Origin of the sequence: Coleofasciculus sp. (assembly GCF_046539235.1) — a bacterium.
GTDB lineage: Bacteria > Cyanobacteriota > Cyanobacteriia > Cyanobacteriales > Coleofasciculaceae > Coleofasciculus.
The window spans coordinates 1-11,695 of record NZ_JBKHHI010000197.1 but is presented as its reverse complement, the minus strand read 5'-3'; the positions used below and the strand labels follow the sequence as shown (position 1 = coordinate 11,695).

Annotated in this window: 9 protein-coding genes and 3 pseudogenes; 3 read left to right on the top strand and 9 right to left on the bottom strand. The window is 47.0% G+C overall.

What is annotated here, in order from left to right; all coding sequences use genetic code 11:
* Positions 1–55 precede the first annotated feature (55 nt).
* Positions 56–262: pseudogene (locus ACLFWI_RS17420) on the bottom strand (CoA-disulfide reductase); the annotation flags it as partial.
* Between the two features lie 252 nt (positions 263–514).
* Here ACLFWI_RS17420 and ACLFWI_RS17415 point away from each other — a divergent pair.
* Positions 515–1,312, top strand: a complete 798-nt coding sequence (locus ACLFWI_RS17415) for an endonuclease/exonuclease/phosphatase family protein (protein WP_446413963.1) — start codon at positions 515–517, stop codon at positions 1,310–1,312.
* Between the two features lie 227 nt (positions 1,313–1,539).
* Here ACLFWI_RS17415 and ACLFWI_RS17410 read toward each other — a convergent pair.
* The 8 genes and pseudogenes from ACLFWI_RS17410 to ACLFWI_RS17375 all read right to left on the bottom strand — a co-directional run.
* Positions 1,540–1,785 (bottom strand): annotated as a pseudogene (locus tag ACLFWI_RS17410) (transaldolase family protein); the annotation flags it as partial.
* On the bottom strand, positions 1,731–2,087 hold the full coding sequence (locus ACLFWI_RS17405; protein ID WP_446413962.1) for an element excision factor XisH family protein: 357 nt from the start codon (positions 2,085–2,087) through the stop codon (positions 1,731–1,733). The gene ACLFWI_RS17405 and the pseudogene ACLFWI_RS17410, both read right to left, overlap by 55 nt.
* A 103-nt stretch (positions 2,088–2,190) precedes the next feature.
* Complete coding sequence (locus ACLFWI_RS17400) at positions 2,191–2,436, bottom strand: hypothetical protein (protein ID WP_446413961.1); 246 nt, start codon at positions 2,434–2,436, stop codon at positions 2,191–2,193.
* Between the two features lie 7 nt (positions 2,437–2,443).
* A complete protein-coding gene (locus tag ACLFWI_RS17395; protein ID WP_446413960.1) occupies positions 2,444–2,719 on the bottom strand; it encodes a BrnT family toxin in 276 nt (91 codons plus the stop codon).
* Positions 2,720–2,726: 7 nt separating this feature from the next.
* Entirely contained in the window at positions 2,727–2,915 is a 189-nt protein-coding gene (locus ACLFWI_RS17390; protein ID WP_446413959.1) for a hypothetical protein, read from the bottom strand.
* Positions 2,916–2,982: 67 nt separating this feature from the next.
* Positions 2,983–4,527, bottom strand: coding sequence for an ArnT family glycosyltransferase (locus tag ACLFWI_RS17385; protein ID WP_446413958.1), 1,545 nt, complete (start codon positions 4,525–4,527; stop codon positions 2,983–2,985).
* 580 nt (positions 4,528–5,107) lie between these two features.
* Positions 5,108–5,332 carry a hypothetical protein gene (locus ACLFWI_RS17380; RefSeq protein ID WP_446413957.1) on the bottom strand — a complete coding sequence of 75 codons (225 nt, stop codon included), beginning with the start codon at positions 5,330–5,332 and terminating at the stop codon, positions 5,108–5,110.
* A 590-nt stretch (positions 5,333–5,922) separates the two neighbouring features.
* Entirely contained in the window at positions 5,923–7,068 is a 1,146-nt protein-coding gene (locus tag ACLFWI_RS17375; protein ID WP_446413956.1) for a quinone-dependent dihydroorotate dehydrogenase, read from the bottom strand.
* A gap of 244 nt (positions 7,069–7,312) precedes the next feature.
* On the opposite strand from ACLFWI_RS17375, the gene ACLFWI_RS17370 reads away from it, so the two are divergent.
* Together ACLFWI_RS17370 and cas1 are read left to right on the top strand one after the other, a co-directional pair.
* Positions 7,313–10,141, top strand: a complete 2,829-nt coding sequence (locus ACLFWI_RS17370) for a GAF domain-containing protein (RefSeq protein WP_446413955.1) — start codon at positions 7,313–7,315, stop codon at positions 10,139–10,141.
* Between the two features lie 159 nt (positions 10,142–10,300).
* Positions 10,301–11,638 (top strand): annotated as a pseudogene (gene cas1, locus ACLFWI_RS17365) (CRISPR-associated endonuclease Cas1); the annotation flags it as partial.
* Between the last annotated feature and the right edge of the window lie 57 nt (positions 11,639–11,695).

Sequence of the window (11,695 nt, the reverse complement as noted above, 5' to 3'; positions counted from 1 at the left end):
GAGCGAGGAAGCGTCAGAAACAGCGACTTCAACAAAGTAAGTCGCTGTAGTTCATCAGTTCTGTATTGGCAACCAGGAGTTTTTTCTCGTCGGTAATTACATCTCCCACATAGTAAGGCAAGCCGCAATTGGCAAAGGAGACAAAAGGACCGCGATCAAATATGATAATTTCAGCCGACTCCGACTGACGGCGAGTTCGCGCCGCACAGGATGCGCCTCCAGCGACACCACCGATAATCAGAATTCGTTGTTTTGTGTTCATAACTGACCTCTTATATTTGGATTTGTATAACTTATAATCTCTTAATACTGCTTGAGTAGAGTTATATTAGTTTTTCCTTAAACAGCGCTTTATTAATTAAATAATACAGCCACTCGGCTTGACAATGACTAAATTACATCAAGATTTAATAATTGATAACTATTTACCTATATAGCTTTACCGTACCCAGTGAATTTCCTCGGTTCGGTTTATTCTCGATCAGAGGAACAAATCAAAGGAGCAGACTCACCAGTGGTCAAAATCGTTACCATCAATATCTTGTTTGAAATGGACAGATGGGAACAGCGACGGGAACTTTTGGCAGCAGGACTCAAGGCACAACAGGCGGATCTGATTGGGCTACAGGAGGTCAAGTTGCCCGAAGATACGAGTGCTTGGTTAGCTGAACAGCTCGAGATGCCCAACGTCTATTTGATACCGTACCAAAAACCCGATCAAGCGCAACCCAAATATGGGGCAGCAATTTTGAGCCATTATCCATTTGTACAGCAGGCGGAACTGGACTTGCAAGGTCAGGGACGCAAAGCGCAGTATGTGCAAGTAGAAGTGGAGGGTCAACCCTTAATTTTGTGCAATGGGCATTATTTTTGGTCGCCCGGTTCCTCTCCCGAACGAGAAAAACAGATTCGGTTACTCCTGGATTGGTTGGGGAATTTTCTGCCAGAAATGCCAGTGGTGGCGGTGGGTGATTTTAACGCGAGTCCCGGTACTCCCGAAATTAGTCTCATGGAATCTCAATTTACGTCAGCGTATGGGGCGCACCACGGACATGAACCAGAGTATACTGCTCCTACTCCCCTATGGCGCGGCTGGCGGCGGATGCTACGTTATGCCCTAAGTAACTGGAAGCGCTATGGTAGGTTGAGACATGAGCGAGGAACGCGGGATTATATTTTTTTCAACCAATATTTGCGTGTGCAAGACTGTCAACTGATTCTCACTGAACCAGCACCTGATGACTCTACGCTGTACCCATCTGACCATTTTGGTTTGGCGGCTCAATTGGAATTTTTAGGTGGGGAAAATTAAAGTTAAGGGTGGGGATTGTCATTGGTCATTTGTCATTGGTCATTTGTCATTTGTGATAATTGAATGGTTAGGTCGGGGCGGGTTTAGTTATATCAGGGTGAACACGAAACGTTAGTGGTAAAACCCGCCCCTACAAAACGCCCCTACAAAAGATGTTTCATCGGAACGTCTCTGCTTCCCCATCTTCCCCATCTTCCCCATCTTCCCCATCTTCCCCATCTCCCCCAGTTTACATACGCGATCGCATATTTGGCACCGGCTTCTGTTGCAACAGCAGCTTGGGCGGCGCTGTAAATCGCGGTGACTGAACAGGGAATCTCTGGGGATAGATGGGCGACAACCTGAAATCCTACCGTTGTTGCTGGAACTTTCAACACTGTTTTCTCCCCAATAATCTCAAACGCTGTTCGTCCTTCTGCTACCATTCCTTGAAAATCGGTTGCCATGAGTTGATAATACAGTTCCCCTGGACTAGGTGATTGAGTTCAATGATTAATTGTGGTAACTCCTCGGAAAAAAAATCAAAAAATACGCTCTGAGAAATCCCTAGATACAACAGACGTTTGGGTTCAAGTTTTGACAAAACCTGTGAATACATGATGTATTGCCCCAAGGCTTGTTCTAAATCTTGTACAGGGGAGGGATTTAAAAAGCTTTTAACTTCCACAGCAATTTTCCGTCCCTCTTTCTCTGCGGCAAACAGCTTTTGTGCGCCAAGATCTACATAAGCCATCCGACCACCAACCTTTAAGCGTAGGGGATCGTCTGTAATCATCCATCCGTCTTTGATCAAAGCTGTTTTAACAGTTTCGTGGTAGATATCCTTCGCCATGCCAACAGTAGCTCATTTTTGCGATGAGGCTATCTTGATCCTAAAATTAAGGACTTTCGTCTGTTCGATCCAACGAAGTGCTAGGCTTGATTTTGGGAGCAATGGCTTGATTCTCCTGCATAACCCTAATCAGAAATCGCAGAGCTTCATTGACTGCCTCAGCATTAGGAAACATCTCTGCAACATCAGGATCTAAGCGTACAGTTTTTCCGGCAAAACTTTTTCGTCCAGAGCCTAACTTTCTAACTCGTAAACTCTTTAAGTCGTATTCTGCTCGCAGATCATCTTCCATATCTGGCTTAACCCTCTTGATAAGCTTCTCGTTCAGCTTGTGTTACCACTCTTTCACTAATCAGGCGAATCAAATCTCCTCCTCTTTCTGTATACGATACAATGAGTAAACGTCCCCTGTTTGATTCTCCAACAATAAGATAACGCTCCTCATCCTCAGAATGATCGGGATCGTAGAAGTCAACATAAAGCGGATCATCAAAAACGGTTTTGGCTTCCTCAAATGAAACTCTGTGCTTTGATAAATTTATTGCCGCTTTGTTGTCGTCCCAGTCAAAATTCATAGGATGATTATAACATCAAGTATTTGAAGGGCTTTTTTCTGCGATCGCCCATCGCCGTAGGTTGGGTTGACGCGCCGAAATCAAACATCCCCCATCCAACATCAACGCCAAATTTAGCGATCGCACCATGGATACCCAATTGAACTACAGAGACATCATTAAGGTGAATGGTACTGACTGGTATGTTGGTGGGCATTGCCCACCCTACGCTATATCAAGGGTTTCGGCGCTCCAACAATGCAAATTTTCAGTGCCATTCATCTTTAAGGTGGTGCAATTAGGGTGAAGCCTTCGCTACTACCGAGAATGACGCGATCGCGAATCGGTAATACCGCCAACGTTGACTCATCTACTAATAAGTAAGCCGACGTTGACGCCAACTGTTGCAACCTAGTTGTATCCGCCGGAATCACTTGGCGATCGCTATAAAAATCTAAACTGGGGCGCCGATAACCAAACGATGTATAAACCACCGTGTCTGGGGGCGTGTGTTCCTGAATCAACTGGGCGACAGGCTTTACCGCAAAGGCTTCATTTAATTCCCAAACCCAGGATGTAGACATCATTAATAGCAATAATGCCAGGTAAGTTCCGCCCAATAAAATCGGAATAAATTGGCGATTATGCTGATAAACCTGCCCAGCCGCTAAACCCATGGTTAACGCCACAACCACGCCCATAATAATTAACACAGGCTGCGGATCTGCCAGGATAAAGTAAACACATCCCCCCACCCCTGCAACTGCCATCAACCCCAAAATCCAGACGAAAATTTGGGGATAATGCTTGCTTTTTTGCCATAACTGTGCTAAAAACATACCAACAGCTAGAGCAAAAAAGGGATATAAGGGCATAATGTACCAAGGTAACTTGGTTCCCATTAGGGAAATCACCCCCAGATAGCCAATCGTACCAATTAGTACCAGTTTGCCCCAACTCCTTTGACGATGATGCCAAGCTAGCGCCAATCCGCCAAACCAAAACAGGAACCAGGGAAAACTGTATTTAAGTAATTCCAGCAAATAATACCAAGGCGCACCCTGATTTCCCTCCACAGACTCCGAGATGCGGTTCAACCCCTGCGCCTGAAAATGCACCTGCCAAAAGGTTTCGCCATAATATTGCCACTGAGCAATATACCAGGCGATCGCAGGTGTACTCCCCCAGAGAATACCTAGCCAAAAATAGGGATGTTTTAATTGTGTTAATTGTCCATCAGCCCAGAGAAACCCAAACGCGATCGCACCCAGCAGGATCACCAAAATCCCTTTAGTTAACGTAATCAATCCCAGGCTAATCCCAATCCCAACCGCCCACCGCCTATCCTGACGCGCTTTCAGCAGACAAACTAACAATAGTAGAAAAAACGACACTACCGTACCATCCAGCATCGCCAGACGCCCATGACGCACCACAGGTAGCAACGTCAAGTAAACGCTAGCCGCCAATACAGCAGGTAGACGTTGGGCAAAAAGTTCTCGCCCTAGCAGATAGAGTAGCGGCACCCCACAAGCGGACAAAAACGCTCCCGGTAGGCGGGTGGTTAATTCTCCAATCCCCCATAATTTATACGACAGAGCAATTAACCAATCCATTAACGGGGGTTTGAGTAGATAGGGTTCCCCCCCAAGTGTCGGATGAAGCCAGTTCCCTGTGCGGTAAATCTCTCTAGCAATCAGGGCGCGAGTCCCTTCATCCCAATCTCGTAGCGGTACATTCCCTAGAGAAATAGTCCCCAGGAAAAAGGCGGCTAAGCAAAAACCGATTAGCTTATGGTTGTTAGTGAAATTCAGTCGTAGTTTTGCCATTTATCATTGGTTCTTTGTCATTTATTTTTGCCCAATGACCAATGATGGCGGTGAAGTGGCTTTCTTCTCCATCTACCGTCCTGCACGGTAGATGGAGAAGAAATTTTACTGGTGGTTTCGCCAAGCTTTACAAGTACCGCTCCCGCCGTGATACCAAGTTGCAGTCTAAGGTAGAATCTGTCATGGTTTGGTTCGCGGAACCCTTCACGACCTTCGAGGGCAGGCTCCGTGAAACGGAGTGTAGCGAAGCATCTGTCCAGATTCGCGTATCTCGTTCCTCGCTATAGCTGCGCTTCACGCTTCGCTCTCATAAGACATGATAGAACGCAACTCGGTATGAGCAAGATGCTCACACTACGGTTAAAAGCGGGATGCATCCTTTGCACTCCAACTTAATTGACAAATAGTAACATTAGTAACTAAACGATTCGCCAATTACCTATATTTTTTTTGATCAAGGTGGCGATTTGTTTCTAATGACGACTCAATGGAACCTGATTCTTCCCAGCTCACGGTTCAACGAAGTAACCGTGAGTAGTTGACTCTATATCTATACCGTGATCCTGAATCCTGAACGGCTTCAGTAATTATTAAATGTTTTTCGGGCATCCAACAGTTCTAGATAAGATATTGGCACGGCGATGGGCCACAAGATAGTAGCAATGACCAAAATCACCCAAGCGGAAAATTTCTCGTTTTGGGACAGGCTGTCATCATGTTGCATGAAATCTAACCATCGGCTGAAGAAAATCGGCACCATGATTACGTAAAATGCGATGGCTCCGATAAAAATTGTTTCCCACATAAATAACCTCAGTAGATTGAAAATTTGCTGGTTAGTGACTCTACGATAGAGAGTTTCGTTGTATATTCGTTGCTCTGACCCGAAGGTATCCAAAAAAGGATAATATCCGAGATGAAAGATCTACATTTGACGTAAGCGTTTAAGCGTTTGTCAAATTAGTCTGCCTAATGTACGTTTCCTGATCCAGTTGCTCTTTATCAGTCGAACTAATACTGACCTACTATAGCAATCCTATTTAGGTTGTGGCAATTTTCAAAAATGAAACCCTTGCTATACCTGGGTTTCGAGCATTTCGCTTGTTGCATCCTATTTAGGATTGCTATAGATCTAAGGCAAGTTTTTGAGCGTGACATTGTAACAAAACTCAACAATAGCTATTCTCGATAATGATCTTCATTCTATACTATTCTAGTATCGAAAAAAAGTTGTGGCTGGGGATAAACTGATGATTCGTGCCTTGTTATCCGCCCTCGAAAGTAGTGAAGGGTCAAAAGCATGTCCTTGAGCGAAGCGAAGGAACCGGAGATTTTCTATCGTTTTGTTACCATTTTGTTTGGCACAATTGACAAAACCCTTACCCGGACTCAGCTTCACTCGGTAGAGGCTTGCGCCTGCTCCACCACCTGAGTAATCGAACTCAATCCTTGTTCTTCCAACTTTGTTAACAATCCCTGCATGATTCGCCGTGCCATCCAGGGTCCGGAGTAGACCAATCCCGTGTACACTTGAATCAAGCTGGCTCCGGCGGTGAGCTTTTCCCAGGCATCCTCAGGGGTAAAAATTCCCCCCACGCCGATAATCGGTAAGTTCCCCTGGGTTTGCTGATGAATAAACCGAATCACCTCTGTGGAACGTTCCCGCAGTGGCGCACCACTGATTCCGCCAGCTTCTTCAGTCACGGGTTTGCCTGTGGCGGCGATGACTTGGGTTTTCAGGATATCCCGACGAATTGTTGTGTTAGTAGCCACAATCCCCGCAAGCTGATAGGTTTGAGCTAGCATCACAACATCCGCGATCGCATCCCACTCCAAATCCGGTGCAATCTTGACTAAAAGCGGCTTTTGTCCTTGATTATCCTGTTGCAACGTCTCCAAAATGATTCGCAGTTGTTCAGCATCTTGTAGCGATCGCAATCCGGGTGTATTCGGTGAACTGACATTAACCACAAAATAATCACCCCAAGGCTTAAGCAGGCGGAAACTGGTTAAATAGTCAGTAGCGGCGTGTTCTAAGGGTGTTACCTTAGACTTACCCAGATTGATCCCCAAGGGGATCGGCTCAAACGGCTGATGCGCGATCGCTCCTAATCGGTCTGCCAACGCTTGCGCCCCTCGATTATTAAACCCCATACGGTTGAGAACAGCTTTATCTTGGAGTAAACGAAACAACCGGGGTTGGGGGTTTCCGGGTTGGGCGTGATAGGTAACGGTTCCCAGTTCAGCAAAGCCAAACCCAAAGATACGCCAAATTCGAGCCGCTACCCCATCTTTATCAAATCCGGCGGCTAAACCTAGAGGATTAGGGAATTTCAGTCCCCATAAGGTTTGTTCCAGGCGAACATCACTCAGGCAAAAGGCTTGGTGCAATTGAGAGGAAAGCCAAGGAGTTGAGGCGGATTTGGATGTACGATCTAGCCAACCTAACAAGTGCATTGTCTGTTCGTGCGCCCACTCCGGGTCTGCCTTCACCAGCGAAAATAGAATTGGGCGAATGGCAGATTGGTAAATATCAGTCATTGGTTATTTGTCCTTTGTCCTTTGTCATTCGTCATTCGTCATTCGTCATTTGTCATTTGTCAGGGAAAAGGGAACACCTCGGCTTACTTCGGCTTACCTCGGCTTCGCTCGGTAACACGCTCGGTAACACGCTCGGTAACACGCTCGGTGTGTAACAGGGAACAGGGAAAAGTGTAAGGTAGAGTTTTGAGTTAACTCACGACTTCCCCATCTCCCCCAGCTCCCTGTTCCCTGATAATTAATTATGGGTCAGCAAAATCTACCATCCCCAAACGATCATCCATTCCTCGCCCTAGGACGAGTGCTGGAGACCTTGCGGGAAGAGGACAATGCTGAGGTGTTGATCGAAACTACTCTAAATTACCTGCAAACCGAGTTTGATTACCACCTGATCTGGATTGGGCTTTATGATCGCTTGGATCATCGCTTATTTGGCAAAGGGGGTATTGCGCCCACGGCTGAAACCGATTTTTTGAAGCACCGATACAACCTGCAACCGGGTGATCTGTTAGAACAAATCGTGATTCAACAGCGCCCAATCACCGTTCCTGATATTCAGCAAGAAATCCGGGCGGGAGAATGGCGACGAATTGCTACCAATTTAGGGATTCAGGGAACATTGCTGTTTCCCTTACGCGCCAAGGATCAATGTTTTGGTGTCACCTTGTTGGGTTCACATCAATGGGGTATCTCTGCCACACCCGGGGACACCGCCCATTTATCCATGGTGTTGGGTGGATTAGCGGCGGCGTTACATCAGATAGAGGTCAATTGGCAACAATCGGCAATGAAACGCCCTGAGGAACCCCTATTTCAAGCCCTTGATCAGCTGATCAAATTGCCCAAGCTGGTTCAGCGTCTGGATAAATTGGTGGCGATGACTCAAGAGTTTATTACGCCGACGCGCACTAATATTTATTGGTATCATCCGCAGCAACGCTATTTCTGGCATCGGGTGGGTAATCGTCAATCTCTCCGCAGTGTTGTCGGATTACGCAACTCCAAAGCAGGTCTTACTGTTGCTGAAGCCAGTGATTTTTATCAGGCGTTAAAGGCGGGTCAGTTAGTCACCATTGGCAGCAGTAGAAGCCAACTTAAGACAGAAACCACAGAACATATCCTACATCGACTCCGAACTCGTTCGTTGATGGCAGCCCCGATTCAAATTCAAGGGGAATTGTTGGGTTTTCTATCCGTGGAAGAAGACGATCCGCGAATTTGGGAACGGGCAGAACGGAACTATATTTTAGCCACCGCTCAATTAGTGGCGCTGGTGGTGAGTAGTGAGGAATTAGACACCCAAGTTCAGGTAAGAATCAAGGATAGCCAGGTGCTAGCAACGATCGCTCAAGTGATCGCCTATAGTCCCACGCCTGAAGCCGCCCTGAATGAGTCGGGGAAGCTGATTTGTCAGCATCTGAATACGGATCGATTAGTAATCCTGCAACCGGATCAGTCGGGTCAATTCACTGTTGTGTTTAGCCGACAACCGTCGAATCGCCGTCCTTGTCTCTCACCCTTACCCCCCCTGGATGATCAGGAGCAGCAGTGGTTGAGGGGACGAAAAAAATTGGAGGTGATTGAAGATATTGAGGCAGATGGGTTACTCCTATCCTGGCGGGAGACATTCACGCAACTGAATCTGCGATCGCTCCTGATTGAGTCTTTATCCTATCCGGAACATTCCCCTAAACAACCGAGTTTCTTGTTCTTGATTGGTGATGGTAGTCCGCGAACCTGGAACTCGAATGAACGGGATTTTGTGAAAACTGTGGCTCAACTCATCTATCTGCTGCTAACGCTATCGGGTGAGTTAGATAACGCCAAACGTTCTTTTTTGGCGCATCAAACCCTGCAGTCGGGTCTATCTATGCTCCACTCAGCCCCGAAAGATCCGGTGCGCTTTGAACGGGCTTGGATTAATTATGTGGCAAAGTTGCTGGAATGTCCTTTGGTGGCGCTGCTCACTTGGACTCCCCAAATTGCTTGGGCGACGGTATCCACGGTGGCGGTTACGGATTCGCGTTTTGCTCTTCCTCCCGATTTAACCATTTCGGTGGCAACAAATCCCCTGATTCACCAGGCTCTAGCTACCCCCCATTTCTGCTGCTTTGCGGTGAAGGATCTGCCGGACTCGATTCGTCAATGGTTTAATAGTCCCGATATTGGTCAAATTTTGGTGATTGCCTTACATCAGGATACCACCTCTGCCACGGGAGTGATCCTGATTGCCGATCACCAGGAACGAACTTGGTCTGAACGTTTTTTATCGGTACTGGAAATCTTAACCCAACAGTTTACTGACTTGCGTGACTATCGGTATCGCCTGATGCAACAAACCCAAGAGCGGGAAAACTTGCAAGCTCTCAACTGGTACAAACACCGATGCTTGGAGAAATTGTATCAGTCTGGGCAGGAGATGAATAATGCCTTACTCTTATTGGACAATCAGACATACTCCCCGGCGGAAGCCACACAGCAGGTTACCAATTCGGCGTTACAAAAGATGCGTCGTCAGCAACTGCTGCACAAGTTAGAAGCCGTTCTAGCGGGGGTGACTCCGATCCTCAAGCAAGAACAGTGGCAACTCAGGACGACGCTACGCCCGATCAAGTTGGCAACTTTGTTGAAGCGATCGCTGCGACAGGTGGAGCCATTTTATCATCAGCGTCAACTGGTTCTGAATATGCACAATGTTGCTCAGTTTACCATTTATGGGGATTACCTGAAGCTAGAATCCATTGTGTTGGAGTTATTGCTCACGATTGGTTTACAATCCCGTGCTGGACGTTGGATTCATCTGTGGTGCTGTCCCCTAAGTTCGGATACTAAGCCCGGGCTGCGCTCAAGTTCACCTTATTCGTTACTCGAGTTACTGATTTCTCAAAGCAATTCGTTGGAGGAATGTCAGCAGGTTCTCACCGCTTCACCGAGAAAATCGCTGTCTAGCTTAAATATGAGAATTTGTCAACAAATTTTGCGGAGTTGGGGAGGCGATCTGCAATTTTACCAAACTAAAGTCCATGATTATTTGATCCGGTTGCTGTTGCCCTTGGAACCGAAGCAAAAGTGACACTCACCGGGCTGAAATTGGATGAATTTAACCTGTCCGATTTTGGTTAATTTAAGTCATATCCTAACTTATATACCACACCTGAGAACTCAAATACAAACTCATATTCGCTGTCGTCACAATGAAACCGTTGGCGTTTTCCGGGAGAGGTATGAGTTGATGCGATTGAGTTTAGCTCAGTTGAGGGCGGCTTGGGGACATGTGCGCCGAGGGAGTCGGAGTGCGGGGATTGATGGGATTACGACGGATTGGTTTGCTTTGGTAGTGAATGAGCAACTGGCTGTGTTGCAGGATCAATTGCAACAGGAGTGTTATTATCCTTATCCAGCTAAGGGGTTTTATTTGAATAAAGCTAAGGGGGGTAAACGGTTAATTGGAATTCCGGTGGTGCGGGACAGAATTGTTCAGCGTTGGCTGTTGGATGAGATTTATTTGCCTCTGGAAGATGCCTTTATGGATTGCAGTTATGCCTATCGCCCTGGGCGGGGAATTCAGATGGCGGTGCAGCATCTGTTTTCGTTTTACCAGTTTCAACCGGCTTGGGTGTTGAAGGCGGATATTACTCAGTTTTTTGATCATCTTTGCCATGGGCTGTTGCTGACGGATTTAGAAGATTTGGGGGTAGAACCGATTCTTCTGCAACTGATTGAGGCACAGTTAAATGCTGGAATTGTGATGGGTAAACAGCGCTTCTTTCCGAGTAAGGGAGTATTGCAGGGGGCGATATTGTCGGGGGCGTTGGCGAATTTGTATTTGACGGAGTTTGACCGCCATTGTTTGAGTCAGGGAATTAATTTGGTGCGCTATGGGGATGATTTTGTGGTGGTGGCTGGGGATTGGCTACAAGTTAATCGCGCGTTGGAGCAAATTACGCAATGGTTGGCGGATATTTATCTGACATTACAACCAGAAAAGACGCAGATTTTTGCCCCGGATCAGGGGTTTACGTTTTTTGGGTATCGGTTTGAACAGGGAAGGGTAACTGCACCACCGCCTGTGGTAACGGTGAAGCCGGGGACAACGGCGGAGTCGGGAATGGTTTGGCGGCGAGAGGTGGGGAAGCCGATTCAGTTGGCGTCTCGTCCCCCGAAGGCGTGCAGCATTGTTAAGAGGGTGACGTTTCCAGTTGCAAATTCTGATCATTTTTGGCAGGAACCAATGACGACACTTTATGTTACGGATCAAGGGGCGTATTTGAAGGTACAGCATCAGCAGTTTTTGGTCTATTGTCAGCAGGAATTGCGGTGTAAGGTGCCGGTGAATCGGGTGAGTCATATTGTTTTGTTTGGGTGCTGTAATTTATCCCATGGGGCGGTGAGTTTGGCGTTGCGACGGCGGATTCCGGTGTTGTATTTGTCTCAGAAGGGGCGTTATTTTGGGCGGTTGCAAACGGAGGGGATGGCGAAGGTGGATTATTTGGTGCGTCAGGTGCAGTGTTCCCTTGACCCGGATTTTACGCGGGAGCAGGCAAAGTGTATTGTGTTGGGGAAGTTGCATAAATGAACTACAGCGACTTACTTTGTTGAAGTCGCTGTTTCTGACGCTTCCTCGCTC

Bases quoted from the DNA above. Each gene is read 5' to 3' on its own strand.
- ACLFWI_RS17390 (WP_446413959.1), bottom strand. From the start codon at position 2,915: ATGCCCACCAACATACCAGTCAGTACCATTCACCTTAATGATGTCTCT.
- ACLFWI_RS17400 (WP_446413961.1), bottom strand. From the start codon at position 2,436: ATGGAAGATGATCTGCGAGCAGAATACGACTTAAAGAGTTTACGAGTT.
- ACLFWI_RS17375 (WP_446413956.1), bottom strand. From the start codon at position 7,068: ATGACTGATATTTACCAATCTGCCATTCGCCCAATTCTATTTTCGCTG.
- ACLFWI_RS17380 (WP_446413957.1), bottom strand. From the start codon at position 5,332: ATGTGGGAAACAATTTTTATCGGAGCCATCGCATTTTACGTAATCATG.
- ACLFWI_RS17395 (WP_446413960.1), bottom strand. From the start codon at position 2,719: ATGAATTTTGACTGGGACGACAACAAAGCGGCAATAAATTTATCAAAG.
- ACLFWI_RS17385 (WP_446413958.1), bottom strand. From the start codon at position 4,527: ATGGCAAAACTACGACTGAATTTCACTAACAACCATAAGCTAATCGGT.
- ACLFWI_RS17370 (WP_446413955.1), top strand. From the start codon at position 7,313: ATGGGTCAGCAAAATCTACCATCCCCAAACGATCATCCATTCCTCGCC.
- ACLFWI_RS17405 (WP_446413962.1), bottom strand. From the start codon at position 2,087: ATGATTACAGACGATCCCCTACGCTTAAAGGTTGGTGGTCGGATGGCT.